The following is a 20,951-nucleotide window of genomic DNA, read 5'->3' as shown; positions in this document are numbered from 1 at the left end:
AAAAGAGACGCTATTTTAAGCGTGTTAAAATTCAAAATGGACTTGTTTTATATTAGGAGGAGTTTAGGCATGTTTTCTTCATCGGATATTGGAATTGACTTAGGAACAGCAAATATTCTTGTTTATACAAAAGCAAAAGGCATAATTTTAAACGAACCGTCAGTAGTGGCACTTGATACAAAAAGCGGGAAAGTGATCGCCATCGGCGAAGAAGCCAAAGCTATGATCGGTAAGACGCCAACATCCATCCGCGTTGTGCGTCCACTGAAAGACGGCGTAATCGCAGATTTTGACGTCACCACTGATTTATTGAAAATGGTCATGCAGAAAGCAGCCAAACAGTTGGGAGGCGCTTACCGTAAGCCGAATGTGATGATCTGCACTCCATCCGGTGCAACATCGGTAGAACGCCGTGCGATTCACGATGCGGTTAAACAAAGCGGCGCTAAAAGCGTCCACTTGATCGAAGAGCCGGTGGCTGCCGCGATTGGTGCTGACCTTCCTGTCAGCGAACCGATAGCAAGCGTTATTGTGGATATCGGTGGTGGCACTACTGAAGTCGGCATCATTTCATTTGGAGGCGTTGTTTCTTCCAACACAGTAAAAATTGCGGGTGACCGCATGGATGAAGATATCATCCAATATGTCCGTAAACATTATAATGTTCTAATCGGTGAACGTACGGCAGAAAATATCAAAAAAGAAATCGGCTATGCTTTGATTCCACATAAAGCGGAAACAATGGAAATTCGCGGCAGGGATATCATGACTGGCTTGCCGAAAGTTGTCTCATTAACATCTACAGAAATCCAGGAAACACTGAAAGAACCATTGTTGGCCATCCTCGAATGCATCCGTGCAACTCTTGAGAATTGCCCTGCCGAACTGTCTGGCGACATCGTCGACCAGGGAGTTGTCATCACTGGCGGCGGCGCTCTGCTGAAAGGCATGCAGCAATGGCTTTCTGAAGAAATTTCAGTGCCTGTTCACATGGCACCGATGCCGCTCGAATCTGTGGCTATCGGGACCGGACGTTCTTTGGTCATGATGGACAAGCTCGATAAAATTTCAAAATAAACCTGTTCCGGAAGCCTTGCGCTTCCGGAATTTTTTATTTTTCCGGACTGAGATTAGTCATCAGTTCAAATTTCGATTAAAATATAGGAGAGTAAATGTTTAAGGAGTGGATAATGTGTCGATGCTGAATGAAATACTGGAGTTCAACAAAAATTTTGTTGAAGAAGAAAAGTACGAACAATTCATAACCACTAAGTTTCCTGATAAGAAAATGGTCATTTTGACTTGCATGGATACTCGCTTATTCGAATTATTGCCAAAGTCCATGAATTTGAAAAATGGCGATGTAAAAATCGTCAAGTCTGCAGGTGCGGTCATCAATCACCCATTTGGTGGAATCATGCGCAGTCTGATTGTGGCAATTTATGAATTGAATGCCGATGAAGTTTATATTATCGGCCATCATGATTGCGGAATGTCCGCAATTGAACCACAAAAAATAATGGAAAAAATGAAAACCAGAGGCATTGCGGAAGAAACTATTGAGATGATGCGCTATTCGGGAGTCAATCTCGATGAGTGGCTGCGCGGCTTCGATAATGTTACCGAAAGCGTCCGTCACAGTGTCAATATGGTACGCAATCATCCTTTAATGGATAATGAAGTTCCGGTTCACGGATTGGTAATTGATCCTAAGACAGGGAAATTGGATTTGGTAGTGGACGGAAATGAAAATAGATGAAGAAAACCGCTGAGAAAAATTTCTCAGCGGTTTTCTATTTTATAAAAAAGTATTAGAAATAATATTTCACAAAACAGCATCGCTGTACAAAACCTGTGCTCCTGCATCGCTTCGCTAGCTTCGTCGCAAAGGTTCGACCGAATGCTGTTCGGTCGAACCTTCTCAGCGGTTTTCCTTTGGAAAATAAATATAATCAAGTACAGTCCCTTCCTCGCCGAATTGCCTCAGCAAGGAAACAATCTGACCCCGGTGATAAGAAGCATGATTAATGAAAGTGAATAACATCTCTTCCCTGGTCTCCTCAAAGGAATTGCCGCGAAGATTTGTGAATCTCATGACTTCCTGCCACTGGTCTTCAGTCAATGAAGAAAAATACAATTCCATTTCTGCGTGAAGCAGCATAAAAGCCTGTTTCGCTTCAGCTGCAGTGTCCACGTGAAATTGTTCAGCTGCAGGTTTTTCAATGCCTGTCATTCTCAGCAGCCAGAGTTTTTCAACAGTGATTACATGCCTGACTGTTTCTTTGATAGAAGCAAATGAACTATCCTCTTCCCGGGTAAAAACCGCATCACCGAGGCCTTCTGTATGTGAAAGAATCTCCTGGCTGGCCCATTGATGGTAGGCAAACAGTTTATCTCTTAACATAAGGCACCTGCTTTCTGTCAATGTTTTATTCCCATAACCATCTCTTCATTTCGATCCACCATTTTTTATAGGCGGCCTTGCCCTTTCAAAAATCTTTCTCCAAAATGGCGTAGTGATAATGGTCTTCCCACACTCCATTGATATGAAGAAATTCCTTCAATAATCCCTCATTCTCAAATCCTGCTTTTTCAAGCACACGAACGGAACCTGTATTTCGGGGAGACACATACGCCTCTATCCGGTGCAGCTGGATTTTTTCAAAGCCGAAAGCCACAATCAGCTTTACAGCTTCTGTCGCAATCCCTCGCCCAATATATGATTCATCGACTGAATAACCGACCAACGCACTGAGAAACGGCAATCGCTTAATGCTGTACATGGAAATATGGCCAATCAGTTTATCGCTTCCATTTTCAAACACTCCGAAACTGTACTCGCGATTTTCCCTGGCCTGATAAATGGATTCACGTATTTTTTCCCGTTGTACAGCAGCAGTGAAATAACTGTCCCGATGTTTCGGTTCGAAGATTGCCCAGTATTCCTTGTTGCGCACAAGCAATTGCACCATTTCTTCAGCGTCCTCAACTGTCAAAATACGAAGGTAGCACAACTTACCGGTCAATAGAAAATTCATATCATTCAGCAGATGACGTCAGCGAAATAAACTCTTCAGCATCTTTCACACATAGAGCAATCCCTTTTTCCCAGAAAGCTTCCTGTGTAATGTCTTCACCCAGATGCTTCATCGCCAAGTCTTCAGCAGTCATGATCGCCGTATCCCGCAATAACGCCATATACTTCTCCTCGAATCCGGCTCCTTCTTCAAGCGCTTTGGCATAAACACTCAACGAGAATAAATAACCGAATGTGTAAGGGAAATTATAGAATGGCACGTAAGTTATATAGAAATGAAGCTTCGATGCCCAGAAATGCGGATGCGTGGACTTTAACCCGCCGCCGAATCCTTCATGCTGTGCTTCTTCCATCAATTCATTCAGGCGGGAAGCCGGTACGACTCCTTTTTTGCGTTCTTCATAAAATCGCGTTTCAAACAGGAAGCGTGAATGGATATTCATGAAGAAAGCGACACTGCGCTGAACTTTATCTTCAAGCAGAGCGATTTTCTCATCATTTGATGATGCGTTCTTCACTGCCGCATCAGCAACAATCATTTCAGCGAATGTAGAAGCTGTCTCTGCGACATTCATTGCGTAAGATCGGTTGATCTGGTGAACCGGGCGCAGCGCGTACGAATGGAAAGCATGTCCCAATTCATGCGCCAAGGTTGCAACGTTCGACATCGAGCCGCTGTAAGTCATGAAAATACGCGATTCTTCAGTTAACGGAAGGCCTGTACAAAAACCACCTGGCCGTTTGTTCGGACGGTCTTCCGCTTCAATCCATCCTTTTTCGAAAGCATGGCGTGAGAATTTTTCAAGTTCCGGACCGAATTTTTTGAAATGCTCCAGAATGAATTCCGCACCTTCCTGATAGGAAAAAGTTTGTGTGCTCTCAGTTACCGGAGCGTCCACATCATACCAGTCAAGCCCGTCTTTTCCGAGCAGCTCCGCCTTCTGATTAAGGTAATCGACGAACGGCTGTTTATTTTTTGAAATGGCGCTCCACATAGCATCCAAAGTCTGCTGTTTCATCCGGTTGATCTGCAGCGGTTCCTGCAACGGATTTTCCCATCCGCGTTTCTTGTATACTTCCAAACGGAATCCCGCTATGGAATTTAACGTTTTCGCAAAGAAATCTTCTTTTTCTGTCCATGCATCTTCCAGCTTTTCGTATGATTCTTTTCTTACTTGAGGATCCGCGTGTGAACTTAAGTTGTTTGCCTGCCCGACAGACATGGTTTTTTCCTGACCATCTACGGTTATTTTGATTTTAATGTCACCCACAAGCATATCGTAGAGCTGGCTCCATCCGTGATAACCGTCCATGCTCAAAGCAGTGATCAAGTTTTCTTCCTTCTCGGATAGCAATTGCTTTGCTTCGTCCCGCCATTCATTTAAAACGAAAGAGAATTCACGAAGTTTTTCGTCATCCATCAACTCATTCCATACAGCATCATCCGTTTTCGTCAGGTCCTGCTGAATTTTCTGAAGAGCCGAATTGAAGCGTGCACTCAGGCTGGCAGATTCACTCTGCAGCAGCGACGCTTTTTTATCTTCTGTATTTTGCGCCTGCAAACAGCCGATAAACGCGCTTGACTGGCGGAGGTGCAGCATCATTTCTTTTACAGCTTCAAGCACCTCTGCCACTTGCTGGGCATCAGCGGCTTTTTCAGGTACGGAAAAATTACGGGAAAGTTTTTCAAACTTCTCCAATTTGGGTCCTGCTTCATCCATATGTACGCGGAGCTCTTCTGACTCACTGCCTCCTGGGAACAAGACATCCAAGTCCCATACTTCCGGAAATTTCACTGTCATGGCTTTTCCTCCTGATAAACTAAATTTTCTAAAAACACTTATCAGTATACCATTGTTCTTCGGTTTACGGAATATTTGGCAAAGCCGATCGGACACGATGACATAATATTGACGATTTCCCGGAACTTTTTATTCAAATCAACGAACAGTTAATTGTTGTCAGAAACAAGGAACGGTATACTGTTAGCGAGGAGGGATCACAGATGTTCCGTTTGATATTAATGACAATCGCCTTTTTGGCCATCATTGCAATTAACGTATTAGCCAATATCCTGCCGATCAACGGTCAAACCACAGGAGAAATTTCCAACAGGCTTCCTGTTCTGTTCACCCCTGCCGGTTATGTCTTTTCGATCTGGTCAGTCATATACATATTATTAGCTATCTGGATTGCTGGATTCTGGATCCGTTACACGAAAGAAAAAGAACTTCCTTCCCGAGCCATCAGTTTGTATTTCATCTTAAGCGCTGCGGCCAATATCACCTGGCTATTCCTATGGCATTATGAATACTTCGCCTGGTCTATAGCAGCGATGCTCCTCTACCTCGGTTCACTTATTCTGTTATATCTCCAATATGATAATAATGAGAGAAAATTTACCGAACGGCTGCCGATTTCAGTAAATATGGGTTGGATCAGTATTGCGACCATTACAAATATCAGTTATGTACTCACTTATTATAATTGGGGCGGCTGGGGCCTCAGCAATGAATTATGGGCAGTCATCATGCTGACTGTTGCTACAGCTCTTGCACTGCATGTCCGTTTCCATCACTCCGATATTCCTTTCACTTTAGTATTTGTCTGGGCATTCATCGGTATTGCAGTCAAACATGGACTGGATGAAATGCTCGTTACAACAGCTTCCTTATTCCTGAGCGGGGTGATCATTACAGGAATACTTCTTATCAAGAAAAAGTGATGTTGCCCTGTGAGAAGAGAAAATGTTTCCATCAAAAAAGCCTGCGCTATGCAGGCTTTTTTTTATTCTTCTAGTTTAGTCAATAAAATCGGTTCACCTTTTGTCACCAGCACTGTATGTTCAATCTGCGCGACAAGCGACTGGTCCGGGGTAATGAAAGTCCAGCCATCCCCAGATTCAATGATATGCTCAGCTTTTTGCGAGATGAAAGGCTCGACAGCGAGAACCATTCCTTCTTTAAGGATTGTCGTTTCCCAGGCATCATAATAATTCAGGATATGCTGAGGAGCTTCATGGAGTGATTTTCCAATGCCATGGCCTGTCAGGTTTTTGATGACAAACAAACCTTGCTCTTTCGCTTCCCGCTCAACCGCTTTACCGATCTGGTTTAATTTTGAACCCGCTTTGACTTTAGTCATCGCCCGTTCGAATGCTTTTTCAGCCGCTTCACAAATCTTCTCTTTTTCAGGATGATTATCCCCTACGACAAAAGAAATCCCCGTATCCGAAAAATACCCCTCATAAGAACCGGAAACATCAATGTTGACGATATCCCCTTCCTTGATGACACGTTTCCCCGGAATACCGTGTGCCACTTCTTCATTTACACTGATGCACGTATAGCCCGGAAAATCATATTCGGATTTCGGACCGGAAACGCCGCCGAGTTCTTCGAACAATCGTCCGCCCAACTCATCAATTTCTTTGGTAGTTACGCCAGGCTTGGTTGCCGCTCTCATTTCCTCACGGATCTTCGCTACCATTTGCCCCGCTTTTTTTAACATTTCAATATCTTTTTCATTGGTTGCAATCATCAAATACCCTTCTTTCAAGCTTTTCTATTCAAAAATTATAACATAAAAGAAAAGCGACAGGGGCCGCTGGAGTCTGGATAATGAAAAGAAGACTATCATAAGATAGCCTTCTTATTTTATTCTTTCACATCAATTAATCTCGGAGCGGCTATGAACAGAATCGAACAAACGAAAGCTGTCAGCAGAAACGCCGGCACCATATAAGTCGCGTTGTATACGAAAGAGTAGATATAAACGTTGCCCGTCGCGAATTCACTGAAGAACCAGATCCCTACAATAACATGGATGATATAGCGCAGAAATGCACCGATTAAAGCTCCAGCGACAATCGATGAGACGGCTTTTCCCCGCGCGCCATTCCGCAAATTTTTAAGATAAGCGGATCTCATTATTCCTGCCACCCCTACGCTCGCGAAAGCGACCAAGTAATCGAGTGTCACTTGTGTAAAAGCGAATCCGAATGATAAAGGCACAATATAGACACGCCCCGTAACAAGCTGCAGCAGGCCAACTGTGAGACCGGTCAGGATACCGGCACCCATCCCGCGGCGGAACGCCATCAGGATAATCGGAATCATCACCAGACTGACCGATCCCCCCTGTGGCATACTGAACGCGATAAAATCCAGCACAAAGCCAAGGGCTCCGAAAATCGCGATTTCGAGCATCAATAATAATTTTTTATTTCTCATGATATCCTCCCTAATGTTTGCACATCACCAGAAGGGCCGCCAATAAAAACCATACGAAAAGCGGCGCCAGGATAGACCCTGACGCCGCATAAGGGCAGGTTTCCATCCACATCCCTGCGCAAGTATTAACTTACAGGTTCAAAGGGTAAGAACGGTTCCGTTCACTCTCAGCAAAAGCTCCCCTTGTGGTGTATACAGTTATTTTCTTAACATCTGTATTGTAACGGACATAAAGATGGTATGCAAGTTCGTTTCAACAGGAGCCATTAGGGTATTGAGAAAGTAAATGTTACAGAAAGGATGGTGGAGGCAGCTGAAATTGCTGCTGCACGCGTATGATCGAATTATTGAAAGAGCTGATAAAAATTAAAAGTGATACCAAAGAAGGCGCCAATGACGCTCTTCTTTTTTGCGCCCGCTGGCTCGAAGAACATGGTGAAGCGGTTGAAGTCCACGACAACAAAGGGTTTTTGATGCTGACTGCCCAAAAAGGCCAAGGATCAGAAAAATTGGTCTGGAATGGACATGTCGATGTGGTTCCCGGTCATGATGAACAATTTACGCCGATGGAAGAGCTCGGCCGCTTGTATGGCCGCGGTTCAGCAGATATGAAAGCTGGCGTCGCTGCTATGATGCAGGCATTTATCGAACTTGACCCGGATCAGTTGGAGCGCGAAGTCCATCTCCATATCGTCACTGATGAGGAAATCGGCGGACATAATACTTCTGAATGGCTGGTCTCCCAAGGACACAGCGGCAATTTCGTCATTTGCGGTGAGCCGACAGGGTTGAAAGTTGGCCTCCAGTCCAAAGGCATCCTGCATATGGATATGGTATTCAAAGGCAAACCCGCACATGGCAGCCGGCCGTGGGAAGGCGTAAATGCCATCGAGCAAGCGATGAAATATCATATGGCGATGGGCGAACTGCCTTTCCGCAAAGAATCCACGGAATATTATGAGCAGCCTTCCGTCAACTTGGCCATCATCAATGCCGGCAAGCGCTATAATGTGGTTCCCGAACTTTGTGAAATGTCATACGATATCCGCTTTATGCCGGGACAGGATCCGAAAGAAATCACGAATCAGATGGTTGAACTCGGTGAAACACTGGGAATCGATTTTGATTATAAATCAAGTTCTTCCACGACACCGGCGCTGACAACGACAGCCGATAATCCATATATACAGACCTTGCAGGAAAGCATCCGGAGCAATACCGGAAATGACCCTGTGCTGTTCGGCCAGCATGGTGCTGCAGATACCCGCTATTACGCCGCTGTCAATGGAGGCGAAGGGGCGATCGAGTTTGGCCCGAGTGGCGATGACTGGCACGGCAATGCTGAATACGTGGAAATTTCAAGTGTCCATGAGTATAAAGACATTCTGGTGACTCATGCCTTAAGTTAAGTGCCATGTTTAAGGGAGTCCGAAAAAGGGCATTTAAATAGTATCTTTAAAACGAATGGAGCGATAAATATGGCAGTAGGAAGATTATTAAGAACAGCGATCAAATATGGTCCTATAGCATATCCGGTTATCCGTAAATTCATGAATAAAAAGAAAGCCAAAAGCAACGCTCAAACAAACACCAGCCAGTATAAAACAAAACAGACAAAAAGATAAGCAAAAATCCCGCTTCCTAATTTCAGGTAGCGGGATTTTTTAGTTCTATACTATTGGAAGGATTGTTCTTATAGCCAAATAATCCGATTGAAGACTTGGAAACAATTGTGCAGACTGATCATCCGCCGTCTGTTCGGCTTCACCTTCTGCAGGTTCTTCTCCTTCTGCAGCCGGTTGAGGATTCTCATCCGCTTGTTCTTCCTGCACTTGCAGGATTTCTTCAAAACTTACAGGGTTCGGTTGAGGCAGCTCTCTGCTTTCGATCGTCCATCCACTTCGGTATTCTGCCAAAAATTCATTGGCCATTGCCTGGTAGCCTTCTAAATTCGGATGGACATCCCCTGGATTCGGCACTTTTGATGTCGCATTTTCACCGAATGCATCGTCCACTGACACAAAAATCGCATCCGCTTTTTCAGCTTCATTTTCGAGTATCCTGTTTAAGATCTCCAATTGTTCAGCTATGCCTTCTTTCTGCGACTCACGAGCATGCGGGTAGGCAAAATAATATCCCATGACATATACATCCGCGTTTGGCGCAGCTTCATTTAGCCGATTCAATATATCGGCAATATTTTTTCTGGCTTTATTCAAAGCAAAGTCAGATTGGATGCGCTGGAACTGAAGTGAACCGTCAGCAGGATTCGCCTGGACCAGCCGCAGCAGATCATTGGCTCCTGCTGACAATGTAATGATATTTGCCGATGCCAGAAGTTCCTTCGTCTCTTCTTCCTCTACACGCTCCAGAACATCTGCTGTCGTGAATCCGGGGAAAGCGAGATCTTTCGAAAACAATGCGACCGGCTGGTTCCGGCCCAGCTCCTGTGCAATCAAATCAGCATAGCCAGCATCAATCTGGCTGTCAGGTGTCTGCCCGGCAGCGAGCGAATCACCCAGCGCAATATAGGCAGCCGGAATTTTCACTTCAGCTGCCGCTGTATTCACCATACTGATTGCAAAGGTCCCAGCCAGCAGTAATGCTGCAGTCTTTTTCATTATTATCACCTCTTAGAATGCCCAGTTGCCTTTTCGGAAAACCGGAATCTTCGATCCATCTGCAGTGACGCCATCGATATCCATTTCAGCACTGCCGATCATAAAGTCTTCATGGACAATGGACGTATTCAATCCCAGCTCTTCCAATTGCTCACGCTCAAGATCGCGTGCGCCCTCGTAGCATGTCGGATAGGAATCGCCGATTGCCAAGTGGTTTGAGGCGTTTTCATCAAATAAAGTATTGAAGAATAACAGGCCTGAATCTGAAATTGGCGACTGGTGCGGCACCAATGCCACTTCGCCGAGATAAGCTGCGCCTTCATCAGAACTGATCATTTCATTTAACAGCTCTTCACCTGTTTCAGCTTCAGCTTTAACGATTTTGCCATTTTCGAAGGTCAGTGTGAATCCATCGATGATGTTGCCTTGATAAACAAATGGCTTTGTATTACGGACAAAACCGTTGACTCCATTTTTTAATGGAACTGTATAAACTTCCTCTGTCGGCATATTCGCGATGAACGGATTGCCTTGCGGCGTTTTGGAAGCGCCAGACATCCAGATATGCTTGTCTGGCAACTCGATTGTAAGATCAGTGCCAGGAGCGGAATACTGCAGTTTTACAAAACGATGATCATTTAATTGGGCAGCGCGTTTCTCAAGAAAATCGATATGTTCCTTCCACAATGCTACAGCGTCTCCGCCCCCGATTCGCACGGTTTTGAATATTGCTTCCCAAAGAGCTTCAATCTGCTGTTCAGGTGCTAGATCCGGATAGACTTTGGCAGCCCATTTTTCTGAGGGGATTGCCACAATCGACCAGGCGATTTTATCGGAACCGACTGCCTGGCGGTATCTGGCCAATGCCTTGCCTGCTGCTTTTTGTGAGTTCGATAAACGTTTGGCTGGGATACCGGTCAATAAATCCGGATCTTCCGCATCGATCCACAAGAATGAACCGCCTTTTTCAATAATTTCGTCCCGCTGCAAGACCGACCATTCCGGATATTCCGTAAATGCCTCATCAGGCGCAAGTTCATAATGGGTGCGTGTCTGTACTGGATCGGAATAATTTACGTGTACATTTTTCGCACCGGCTTCATAGGCTTTCTTTACAACCAGACGTGTGAAATCGATTGTGTCTGTCGTGGTGTTGATTAGAACGTGCTGATCCTTTTGGACATTAAGTCCAACGTATACGGTCAACTCCGCATACTGCTCCATTTTCTTCTGAAAATCCATTATTTTTTCCCCTTTGTGTTCACAGTCTTGCTTGACCCTTCAATCAATTCTCCGCCATGCATGATTTTCTGAACAGGCTTCGATGGCAAGTCCTTCGTGAATTTTTTATAGTGTCTTTCATCCTGATAAGCTAATAGCGTCAATACTTCACCGTCTTTTCCGGCTCTCCCTGTCCGTCCTGACCGATGAAGATACTGGTCGATTGTTTTGGGCACATCCACATGGATAACATGTGTCACAGAATCGATATCGAGTCCGCGTGCGGCGACCTCTGTCGCGATAAGAACCGAAACTTCCCCTTTGCGGAATGCGTCCAGTGCCCCTTTTCGTTCTTCTTTATTCATTTCAGAATGCAAGGTCACTATTTTAGTGTCACGGAATTTCAATTTATTTTCCTTCATCAGCAGCTGATCGAGATTATTGACGAATGCCAGCGCTTTGACATTGTCGATGTGCGAAATACGGCGCAATAGATCCGTCTTATCGCGTTCGTCCACTTTGATGAATGAATGCGTCACTTTGCCCTGCATCGGCATATCCGCAGCTGTGACTTGAAGGCGTGTAGGGTGTTGCATCAGACGGTCGGCGACCAGCTCCACTTCTTCGGTTATTGTTGCGGATACCAGAACGAGCTGTCTTTCAGTCTGTGTTTTTTCAATCAGCGCTTTCATCACATTACGATGCTCGCGCGCCATCAATTGATCCCCTTCATCCAGGACCAGAATACGGATTTCATGCATTTTCAGCTTCTTGCTTTTGACAAGCTCATTCAAGCGGCCCGGTGTACCCACCACAATAATCGGTTTCTTCTTCAATTTTTCCAGTTGGCGCTGCATATTGGCTCCGCCGATCAATTGGGCAACGGTGACATCTGTACCTTCTGTCCACTCTCTCAGCACATTGACGATCTGCATCGACAACTCCTGGGAAGGGGCGATGATCATGGCCTGTGTCGCTGCTTTTTCGGGATTGACCCGTTCTAAAATCGGCAGTAAGTACGCCAATGTTTTACCTGACCCTGTCGGTGATTGCGCCAGGATATCATTGCCGGCCAGCATCTCTGGAATCATCTGCTCCTGGATCGGCATAATTGATTCAAAACCTGTTTTTTTCCATTTTTCCTGCCACACTGGCTTTAATTCTTCTATAAATGTCATTTTAATTCCACCTTCTCTTCAATGCTTACAGTGTACCATATTTGGCGGTCTAACGCCTTTTTTTGCTGAATTGGACTTGCTTGATTCCTGTAAAATAAACAAAACCGCTCCAACTGTCGGAGCGGTTTGAAAATCAGGATTCTGTTGCTTCCTGGCGGGTATAGACAATGTCCTTTTCCTGTTCGGTTACGGGACGCTGCGGCTTTTTGATAAACAGCGCCAAAAGCAATGCAGTTAATGCGATGAATGTAGAAACAAAAAATGAAAAATTGATCCCTTCCAGCATCGCCATGTTCACAATGCTTTCCGGTGCTGTTCCATTCGCCATCAAATCGGCTGCGGCTGACTCGGTGCGTGTATTCATCAACGTGATCAGGAATGCGGAGCCGATTGCTCCTGACACCTGCTGCAGTGTATTATTGATGGCCGTCCCGTGTGGATATGCTTTCATCGGCAACGTATTCAAGCCATTGGTCATGACCGGCATCATGACCAATGAAATGCCGAGCATCCGGATGGAATAGATGATCATGATCTGCCAATAGCTTGTATCCAATGATAACTGGCTGAACAGATATGTTGTGATGACGACAAGTGACAAACCCGGAATCGCCAAGACTTTAGCTCCCCATTTATCAAACAGTCGGCCGGTGATCGGAGACATCATTCCCATGATCAAGGCACCGGGCAGCATCAATAATCCTGAGTTGATCGGTGAAATCCCTTTGATGGTCTGAATATAAATCGGCATCAGGATCATCGCAGAGAACATCGACATCGACAAGACAATTGAAATGACTGACGACAATGCGAACATCGGATATTTATAGATGCGGATCTCGAGCAGCGGCTCTTCCAATTTCAACTGGCGCAGCGCGAAGAGCACCAATGATGCCAGACCGACGGCAATTGTCAGGTAGACGACAGGGTCGGACCAGCCCATTGTGCCAGCCGAACTGAAGCCGTACAAAATGCCGCCAAAACCTAAGCTTGATAAAACCAGTGAAAATTTATCGAGTGAAATTTCCCGGTTCTGGAAGGTTAAGTTCTTTAATTTGAAAATCCCAAGCAGTAAAGGAATCAACGCAACCGGCAATACGATGAAAAAAAGCACCCGCCAGTCATAATTTTGAACGATATACCCTGATAAGGTCGGACCGATTGCTGGTGCGACAACCATGACCAGCCCGAAGTATCCCATTGCTGTCCCACGTTTTTCAACAGGAAATGCAGCGAGCATAACGTTCATCAAAAGCGGCATCATCAATGCAGCACCGGAAGCCTGCAAAAGGCGTCCGGCCAAAAGGAAAGCAAAAGTCGGTGCCAGCGCAGCGATCAATGTCCCCAGTGAGAACAACGACATTGCAACGATAAAGATCGAGCGATTTGAAAAGCGCTGGATAAAATAGGCGCTGGCCGGTATCAATATCCCGTTGACCAGCATATATCCAGTGACCAGCCACTGGGCGGTAGCTGCTTTTATGCCAAAATCCGCCATGATTTCAGGCAATGCGATATTCAATAATGTCTGGTTGAAAATCGCTACAAATGCCCCTGTAAATAATATTGCGATTATGCCGTAAGGCGGTTTTTTCTGTTCGGTCATTTTCTTTCTTCCTCCATATATTTCATGCTGAATTTGTTTTCCTCAATCTCCATTTCATTATTCTATACCTGTAGTATATATTTATCAACAAAAATATACCGGCTGTTTATTTTCATTGCTTAATCAGCCAGGTACAGGTATTCTAAACATAGACTATGAGTATAAAGGTGAGTAAAATGAATCGAAAAAAACAAAATATACTGGACGCCGCATACTCCCTTTTCATCCAGCAGGGCTATAATTCCACTTCCATTCAGGATATTCTTGATGAAGCCGGCATATCCAAGGGAACATTCTATAATTATTTCACTTCCAAAACGGAATGTCTGATTGCCATCATGGAATCTGTCGCCAATGAAATAAGGCAGAAACGGATGGAAGCCGCTGCCGGAAAGCCGGTGGATGATCCGGAAGTATTGGCGGAGCAGCTGTGTGTGAGAATTCAAATGAACCGCGAGAAAAATCTTTTTTCATTATATGAAAGCATTTTCTATTCCCAGGACAAAGAGCTGAAAGATTTCGCTAAGAACACTTACCGGAAAGAACTGGATTGGATCACCTCGCGCATTATTGATGTCCATGGCGTTAAAGCCGCTCCCTATGCATTGGATAATGCCGCCGCTGTACACGGGTCGATCCAGCAGCTCGTCAATATCTGGCAATTGACTACGGATGAGGATCTTCCAACGAAGAAGTTAGCCGCCTTCGTCATCAACCGATTGCAAATCACCATTTCGGATCAAATAAAATCCGGTGAACGATTTATATCGGCGCCAACCGTCTATACTGAAAAAACATCGGATAACCTTTCAATTGAAGAACTGGCACAGCAGCTCGAAACCTGCAGCCAAGCTTTTGAGGAAGAACATGGTTCACGTCAACTGGTCCTGTTCCTTGCGGAAGAATTGAGGGAGCAAGCGCCACGCAAAGCATTAGTGGAAAGCGTTTTGGGCACACTCGCCAAACAGCCGGAACATGAGTCGGATCTCATGATTTTACTTGAACAGGTTTGGAAAAAACTTGCCAAGCTGTAAATAGCCATAGAAAAAGGACAGCCCTTAAATCGGGCCGTCCTTATTCTATGGTTTTCTTCTGCCTTTTGAAGCTTGTTCAAATGCAAAAGCATATTCGATTAATCGGGGTTCGCTGAAAGCGATACCGTAAAAGGTCAGGCCGAATGGTTCACTGGTACCGGTAAAGCCATAAGGCACTGTAATAGACGGGAAACCTGCAGCTGCTCCAACATTACAGCCGAAATCCTGTGGAAGGATGATGGCGTCAGCTCCGATTTCCTTCAAAGTTGCATCGATGCCTTGTTCTGCAGCGAGGAAGCGATTCCGCTCGAGGGCTTCCACGTATTCCTTTTCCGTCAGCATCCCTGTCAGATTATTTGCCTGCTCCAGAAGATTCTGGCCGAACTTCAGCATTTTATCCGAGTGTTCACTATTGAATGCTATCACATCATCCATCGTTCTGATCGGATTCATCGGATCAGTTTTTGCCAGATAGGCATTCAGGTCCGCTTTGAATTCATGCAGCAGGACCGCAAAGCCAAGGTCTTCCTGATTGGAACCGAGGTCCACGTCTTCGATAATTTCGGCACCGCATTCTTTCAGTTTCTTCTTCGCCTGCTCAAACAGCTCCAGCTGTTCATCGGTTATCTCCTTGAACAATTCAGGTGTGACTGCCAGCTTTACACCTTTCAAGCCGTCTTTTTTCAAATGGACATTCCATTCATATGTCTCAAAGTCAGCTGACATACGGGTGATGGGATCTTCGGGATCGTAGCCGATCAGAACTGAAAAAGCATTGACGGCATCTTCAACTGTCCGGCCTAATGTGCCCGCCGTGTCCTGAGTATGTGACAAAGGAATAATGCCCCGCCGGCTGATCATTCCGACAGTCGGCTTTAATCCGACGATGCTGTTCTGGGCAGCAGGATTTATAATGGAGCCGGAAGTTTCCGTCCCGACTCCTATTGCTGCAAGGTTCGCAGCCACTGCAGCGGCAGAACCGGAACTCGAGCCGCCGACATCAAAAGCGCCGTAAGGATTATTCACCTGGCCACCCCGGGAGCTGTAGCCATTTGTCATTTTGTCCGACATGAAGTTTGCCCACTCAGTCATGTTTGTCTTGCCGATAATCACTGCGCCTGCTTTACGCAGTTTTTCAATCAGAAATGCATCTTTCTGGGCATAATGGTTTTCAAGCGCCAGGGAACCGGCACTGGTATGCATCTTATCACCGGTATCCATATTGTCCTTCACAACAATCGGAATCCCGTGCATAGGACCGCGCGCACCTTTCCGTTGGCGTTCAAAATCCAGTGCTTGTGCGATTTGCAAAGCATCCGGATTGATTTCAATAATCGCGTGAATGTTTTTATCTCGCAATGAGATATTCTCCTTATACATCAAAACCAAATCTTCAGAAGTTATATTCCCCGCCTGCATTTCTTCCTGCATTTGGGCTATTGTCATTTCGTCCAGATGCTTGGCGCGGTAATCTTCCAGCTTTTTCTGATGCATGGCATTCCCTCCCATAAGCATTTTATCCATTATAAGAATTTTACTCATGAAAATAAAAAAGCCGCAGCTTACGAGCTAAGGCTTTTCTGCGTATATTCTTTCATCAATTCATATAAACTCAACTCATATAATTGCCGTCCATTGATTTTAAAAACATTTTGCGCCACCAGTTCCTCGATGACGTTCGAGCGTTTATCTTCGAATTTCGATTCGGGTATCTGTTCCATGATGTTCGTTCTCTCCTTGTGAAGTATTCCTTTGTCTTTACCCATTTGAGACCATTCATGAAACGTTTCTGTGAAATAAAAAAAGAAAAACCGGATGCGAATTGCATCCGGTTAGTTTCCTGAAAATTTACTCTGCAAGCTGCAGCCACGCGACTGCCTCACAATGTGTCGATTGCGGGAACATGTCCACAGGCTGCACTTCCTGCGTACGATAGCCGCCGTCTTCAAGTATGCGCAGATCTCTGGCGAGTGTCGCCGGATTGCAGGAAACGTAGACAACGCGTTCCGGCCGCTGCTTCAAGATAGTGTGCAGCAATTGTTCATCGCAGCCTTTTCTTGGCGGATCAACAACAAGGACATCCGCTTTTCTGCCTTCTTTATACCAGCGCGGAATCACCTGCTCTGCGGGACCAGCCTCGAACAATGTATTGCTGAGTCCGTTCAGTTCCGCATTGCGTTTCGCGTCTTCGATGGCAGGTGGAACGATCTCCACACCCATCACAAATTTCGCACGCTGTGCGAGGAACAGGGAAATCGTTCCGATGCCGCAATAAGCGTCGATGACGGTTTCATTGCCGGTCAGGTTGGCATATTCGAGCGCCTGACCGTACAGCACTTCTGTCTGCTCCGGATTGATCTGGTAGAAAGAACGCGCTGAAATTTCAAAGCGCACATCACCGATCCGGTCTTCGATGACATCTTTGCCCCAAAGTGTAATCGTCTCATCGCCAAATATGACATTGGTCTTTTGAGGATTGATGTTCTGGACAATCGACACCGTTTCAGGGACAAGTGACTGGATCAGTTCGATGGCCTGTGCCGCCTGCTGAAATTTCTTTTTCTTGGTAACCAGCACGACCATGATTTCACCGGTGGCACGAGCTTTCCGGACGATGACATGGCGGAGCTGTCCGCGGTGCGTCTCTTCTTCGTATGGTTCAATACCTATTTCTGTCAGCTTCTGTTTGATGCCGGCCATGATGCTGTCCGCTTCCGGCGTCTGGATGAGACAAATATCGGTATCCGCGATCCGATGTGAGCGCGGCTGGTAGAACCCGGCGACCACACGCCCATCTTCCATGCCGAAAGGAATCTGTGATTTATTGCGGTAGCGCCATGGATTTCCCATGCCTTTAACAGCGTGGACCGGAACATCCGGTAACTTCCCGATGCGTGTGATGGCATCGCGCACAAGCTTGCGCTTGAATGTCATCTGTCCTTCATATGACAGGTGCTGGATCTGGCAGCCGCCGCATGTATCAAAGACCGGACAAGGGGCCTCCACCCGGAACGGCGAAGCATTTTCAATTTCGAGCAATTTTGCAAAACCATAGGATTTCAATGTCTTCAAGACATGGATGTGGACATCTTCTCCCGGCAGCGCGCCGTGGATGAATAGAGGATATCCGTCTACTTTTGCGACTCCTGCTCCGTCGTGGGTCAAGTCTTCCACATGGACCAGCAGCCGGTCGTTTTTGTTTACAGGTTTCAATTCGTTCACTCCATTTCACATTGGTTTATTGTACTATAGAAAAGCTCAGGCGACCATCTGGACGGCAGGTTTCAGGCAATAAAAATACGCGCCCGGCAAAGCCTGGGCGCGTCAGTCAGTCATGGTCTTTCGATATCGGCCCGTCTTTCAGCGCGAACCAGAAACCGAAGATCAATGAAGCGAGCAATACGAGAAATGGTGCATAGAATATCAAGAAATCCTGCATGGAAACTTCCCCCTTTTATGCATGGTAATCCGATTTGCCTTTGACATAGTCTTTATCGAACAAGAACAGCCGGAACAAAAGATACAGTGACGGAAGCAGTAAACCAAGACCTGCAATGAAAGCGATGATTAAGGCAATCGCCATTGCTTCGTTCGTAAAACTGTCGTAGATGGTCAAATACGGATACAGCAGATATGGATAATGGGAAACGCCATATGCAAAGAAAGCGGTAAAGAACTGACCGACCAGCAGAACGAACGCCAGGCCGTAATTTTTCTTTTTCCAAATCAGATAAACGGTACCGATGAACAACAGGAACGAGATTGCGAAGACCCACCAGAGATCCAGGATCCGGCTGTAATGCTCAGGATTGTGGCCGCGCAATTCGAATATGATCCCTGTTGCTGTAACGATGGCAGGTCCCGCCCACACAAGCGCGTATTTGCGCATCAGATCGGTCGCCTTGACGTCTCCCGCTTTATTGGCATACCAGGTCAGGAATACGGCAGAGATATAAAGTACAGCAGTGATGCTCAGTACAACGATGCTCCACATCAACGGACTTGTAAACAGCGCCCAGTAATCGAGATAGGGCTGATCACCCTTCATCTTGATGAAGCCGCCTTCCGACATAGCGAGTACCGGTGACAATGACGCCGGCAGCAGCAGACCGGATAACCCATACATGTATATATAACCGCGGTGATTGATTTTAGCCCCGTATGTCGCAAAGGCATAATAAGAGCCGCGGATGGCGAGCAAGATCAGCGCCAGACTGGCAGGAACGAGCAAGGTCGTTCCGTAATAGAAAGCGGTTTGCGGAAAGAAACCGATGATTCCCACAAAGAAGAACACAAAGAAAACGTTGGTGACTTCCCACACCGGCGACAGGTAACGCTGGATAATATTGGTCAGGATGTGCTGTTTATCTGTAAACGCACTGTAGGCGTTGAAAAATCCGGCACCGAAATCGATGGACGCCACGATTACATACAGAAACAGAAACAGCCATAAAACCGAAACTCCGATTATTTCAAGTGTCATTCCGGATCACCGCCTTTATCAGCTTTTTGTCTTTGGGCAAGTTCTTTCTCTACTGGGTTCCGTTTGTACATCCGTGATAATACAACGATTGTACCGATGCCCAGGATAAAATACAATCCTGCGAATAAAATGATCATCAAGTCAACCTGCCCGCTTGTAGTGGCGGCTTCGCTTGTCTTCATGTAACCCCGCAGAATCCATGGCTGACGGCCGACTTCAGTGAACCACCATCCGGCTTCGATAGCGATCAATGCCAATGGTCCGGCCGCCACAGTCAGCCAGCGGAACCATTTTTTAGTGATAATTGGCCATTTGCGCCATGCCGCTACGACATACACGAATGAGAAGAAAGCGAGCCACATGCCGATGGAGACCATCGTATCAAAGAGATAGTGGATCCAGAGCGGAGGAATTTCGTCTTCGGGAAATTCATTCAGCCCGGTCACTTCAGCACTCGGCACACCGTGAGCCAGTATACTTAGTGCGTATGGAATTTCAATCGCATACTTCGGTTCCTGTCCATCAAGCACACCGAAAAGAATTAATCTTGCTTCATCTTCTGTTTCGAAATGCCATTCAGCTGCGGCCAATTTCTCCGGCTGGTATTCGGCAAGGTATTTACCGGAAAAGTCGCCGATCAATGCTGTGGCGATTGAAAAGACAAATCCGAGTTTCATGGTCATCAGCAATGCTTTTTTATGATAGACATGCGTCGATCCCTGAACAATGCGCAGCGCTGCGATAGATGCGAGCACGAACGCGCTGGTCATGAAAGCAGTGGACATGACGTGCGCCACTTTCGTCGGAACAGCTGGACTCAACATCGCCAGCAATGGGCTGATGTTGATCAATTCACCATTCACCAGATCGAAGCCCTGCGGTGCGTTCATGAATGAGTTGACCATCGTGATGAAAACCGAGGATGCGGCCGCTCCCAGTGCAACAGGAATCAACAGCAGTAAGTGTTTTCGCTGATCTTCGAAACGGTCCCAAGTATACAAATAGATGCCCAGAAAAATAGCTTCAAAGAAAAATGCAAATACTTCCATGAACAATGGCAAAGCGATTACATTACCTGCCATTTGCATGAAGTTCGGCCAAAGCAGCGACAATTGCAAACCGATTGCGGTCCCTGTCACAACTCCGACCGCTACAGTTATTACAAATCCTCTCGCCCATCTTCTGGCGAGCAAAATATAATGATCATCTTTCTTTTTGATCCCGACCCACTGGGCGATCAAAATCATCAGTGGTACACCGACTCCGATTGTTGCATACAAAATGTGAAATGAAAGAGTCATCGTTGTCAGGATACGGCTTAATAAAGCTGTATCTTCAAATCCCATTTCCTTACCCCTCCCATGGAATATACTTCTCCGTAAGTTCTACATTTATTGTACCCTAAGGAGGCCGGCTGAATCTTCTGGAGCGAATTTAAAAACCACAGATTTACGCTAAACTTTGAATAAGCTGTGACAATAGCTGAATTAAGCGCTTGATATTTTTTAGAATTTTTAGTATTCTATTAAGAACATAAAA

At 45.9% G+C, this 20,951-nt stretch carries 21 protein-coding genes and 1 riboswitch; of the genes, 6 read left to right on the top strand and 15 right to left on the bottom strand.

What is annotated here, in order from left to right; genetic code table 11:
• Positions 1-69: 69 nt before the first annotated feature.
• Together mreBH and D2910_RS14100 are read left to right on the top strand one after the other, a co-directional pair.
• On the top strand, positions 70-1,077 hold the full coding sequence (mreBH, locus tag D2910_RS14105) for a rod-share determining protein MreBH (RefSeq protein WP_084242290.1): 1,008 nt from the start codon (positions 70-72) through the stop codon (positions 1,075-1,077).
• Positions 1,078-1,192: 115 nt separating this feature from the next.
• Positions 1,193-1,759 (top strand): beta-class carbonic anhydrase, encoded by a 567-nt coding sequence (locus tag D2910_RS14100; protein WP_084242291.1) that lies wholly within the window; start codon positions 1,193-1,195, stop codon positions 1,757-1,759.
• Positions 1,760-1,921: 162 nt separating this feature from the next.
• Here D2910_RS14100 and D2910_RS14095 read toward each other — a convergent pair whose 3' ends face one another.
• The 3 genes from D2910_RS14095 to D2910_RS14085 all read right to left on the bottom strand — a co-directional run bounded on the left by D2910_RS14095 (position 1,922) and on the right by D2910_RS14085 (position 4,839).
• Positions 1,922-2,404 carry a DinB family protein gene (locus tag D2910_RS14095; protein ID WP_117313919.1) on the bottom strand — a complete coding sequence of 161 codons (483 nt, stop codon included), beginning with the start codon at positions 2,402-2,404 and terminating at the stop codon, positions 1,922-1,924.
• An 85-nt stretch (positions 2,405-2,489) separates the two neighbouring features.
• Positions 2,490-3,038 carry a GNAT family N-acetyltransferase gene (locus tag D2910_RS14090; RefSeq protein WP_101803348.1) on the bottom strand — a complete coding sequence of 183 codons (549 nt, stop codon included), beginning with the start codon at positions 3,036-3,038 and terminating at the stop codon, positions 2,490-2,492.
• Between the two features lies 1 nt (position 3,039).
• Positions 3,040-4,839: a M3 family oligoendopeptidase gene (locus D2910_RS14085; protein ID WP_117313918.1), complete on the bottom strand. Its 1,800-nt coding sequence runs from the start codon at positions 4,837-4,839 to the stop codon at positions 3,040-3,042.
• 203 nt (positions 4,840-5,042) lie between these two features.
• Here D2910_RS14085 and D2910_RS14080 point away from each other — a divergent pair, with 203 nt between their 5' ends.
• Positions 5,043-5,762 carry a tryptophan-rich sensory protein gene (locus D2910_RS14080; protein ID WP_117313916.1) on the top strand — a complete coding sequence of 240 codons (720 nt, stop codon included), beginning with the start codon at positions 5,043-5,045 and terminating at the stop codon, positions 5,760-5,762.
• Between the two features lie 62 nt (positions 5,763-5,824).
• On the opposite strand, the gene map is transcribed toward D2910_RS14080, so the two are convergent.
• Positions 5,825-6,577, bottom strand: coding sequence for a type I methionyl aminopeptidase (map, locus tag D2910_RS14075; protein WP_084242296.1), 753 nt, complete (start codon positions 6,575-6,577; stop codon positions 5,825-5,827).
• Between the two features lie 116 nt (positions 6,578-6,693).
• Complete coding sequence (gene thiT, locus D2910_RS14070; protein WP_117313914.1) at positions 6,694-7,269, bottom strand: energy-coupled thiamine transporter ThiT; 576 nt, start codon at positions 7,267-7,269, stop codon at positions 6,694-6,696.
• Positions 7,270-7,363: 94 nt separating this feature from the next.
• Positions 7,364-7,463: riboswitch (TPP riboswitch) on the bottom strand.
• A gap of 141 nt (positions 7,464-7,604) precedes the next feature.
• Between thiT and D2910_RS14065 the strand changes: the two genes are divergently transcribed.
• Positions 7,605-8,678, top strand: a complete 1,074-nt coding sequence (locus tag D2910_RS14065) for a M20 family metallopeptidase (protein WP_117313912.1) — start codon at positions 7,605-7,607, stop codon at positions 8,676-8,678.
• A 69-nt stretch (positions 8,679-8,747) separates the two neighbouring features.
• Positions 8,748-8,894: a hypothetical protein gene (locus D2910_RS16955; protein WP_165850189.1), complete on the top strand. Its 147-nt coding sequence runs from the start codon at positions 8,748-8,750 to the stop codon at positions 8,892-8,894.
• Positions 8,895-8,939: 45 nt separating this feature from the next.
• Here D2910_RS16955 and D2910_RS14060 read toward each other — a convergent pair whose 3' ends face one another.
• From D2910_RS14060 to D2910_RS14045, 4 genes are all read right to left on the bottom strand, one after another.
• Positions 8,940-9,890, bottom strand: a complete 951-nt coding sequence (locus D2910_RS14060) for an SGNH/GDSL hydrolase family protein (RefSeq protein ID WP_117313910.1) — start codon at positions 9,888-9,890, stop codon at positions 8,940-8,942.
• Between the two features lie 12 nt (positions 9,891-9,902).
• Entirely contained in the window at positions 9,903-11,132 is a 1,230-nt protein-coding gene (locus tag D2910_RS14055) for an aminopeptidase (RefSeq protein ID WP_117313908.1), read from the bottom strand.
• Positions 11,132-12,289, bottom strand: coding sequence for a DEAD/DEAH box helicase (locus D2910_RS14050; protein WP_117313906.1), 1,158 nt, complete (start codon positions 12,287-12,289; stop codon positions 11,132-11,134). Before D2910_RS14050 ends, D2910_RS14055 begins: the two co-directional genes overlap by 1 nt.
• 133 nt (positions 12,290-12,422) lie before the next feature.
• Positions 12,423-13,895, bottom strand: coding sequence for a DHA2 family efflux MFS transporter permease subunit (locus D2910_RS14045; RefSeq protein WP_101803356.1), 1,473 nt, complete (start codon positions 13,893-13,895; stop codon positions 12,423-12,425).
• Positions 13,896-14,071: 176 nt separating this feature from the next.
• Here D2910_RS14045 and D2910_RS14040 point away from each other — a divergent pair, with 176 nt between their 5' ends.
• Positions 14,072-14,929, top strand: coding sequence for a TetR/AcrR family transcriptional regulator (locus tag D2910_RS14040; protein ID WP_117313904.1), 858 nt, complete (start codon positions 14,072-14,074; stop codon positions 14,927-14,929).
• Positions 14,930-14,974: 45 nt separating this feature from the next.
• Here the strand turns inward: D2910_RS14040 and D2910_RS14035 are convergent, their stop codons facing one another.
• The 6 genes from D2910_RS14035 to D2910_RS14015 form a co-directional block, all read right to left on the bottom strand.
• Positions 14,975-16,423: an amidase family protein gene (locus D2910_RS14035; RefSeq protein ID WP_117313903.1), complete on the bottom strand. Its 1,449-nt coding sequence runs from the start codon at positions 16,421-16,423 to the stop codon at positions 14,975-14,977.
• A gap of 68 nt (positions 16,424-16,491) precedes the next feature.
• A complete protein-coding gene (locus D2910_RS14030; RefSeq protein ID WP_084242305.1) occupies positions 16,492-16,650 on the bottom strand; it encodes a Fur-regulated basic protein FbpA in 159 nt (52 codons plus the stop codon).
• A gap of 127 nt (positions 16,651-16,777) precedes the next feature.
• Positions 16,778-18,142, bottom strand: a complete 1,365-nt coding sequence (gene rlmD / locus D2910_RS14025; RefSeq protein WP_117313901.1) for a 23S rRNA (uracil(1939)-C(5))-methyltransferase RlmD — start codon at positions 18,140-18,142, stop codon at positions 16,778-16,780.
• A gap of 115 nt (positions 18,143-18,257) precedes the next feature.
• Positions 18,258-18,368 carry a cytochrome bd oxidase small subunit CydS family protein gene (gene cydS, locus D2910_RS17115; protein ID WP_372869524.1) on the bottom strand — a complete coding sequence of 37 codons (111 nt, stop codon included), beginning with the start codon at positions 18,366-18,368 and terminating at the stop codon, positions 18,258-18,260.
• A gap of 15 nt (positions 18,369-18,383) precedes the next feature.
• A complete protein-coding gene (locus tag D2910_RS14020) occupies positions 18,384-19,412 on the bottom strand; it encodes a cytochrome d ubiquinol oxidase subunit II (RefSeq protein ID WP_117313899.1) in 1,029 nt (342 codons plus the stop codon).
• Entirely contained in the window at positions 19,409-20,758 is a 1,350-nt protein-coding gene (locus tag D2910_RS14015; RefSeq protein WP_084242308.1) for a cytochrome ubiquinol oxidase subunit I, read from the bottom strand. Before D2910_RS14015 ends, D2910_RS14020 begins: the two co-directional genes overlap by 4 nt.
• Positions 20,759-20,951 lie beyond the last annotated feature (193 nt).

The organism is Planomicrobium okeanokoites, from assembly GCF_003428875.1.
GTDB classification, from domain to species: domain Bacteria; phylum Bacillota; class Bacilli; order Bacillales_A; family Planococcaceae; genus Planococcus; species Planococcus okeanokoites.
Note: the sequence above shows the minus strand (reverse complement) of the source record. Positions and strands in the feature narration are given on the sequence as shown.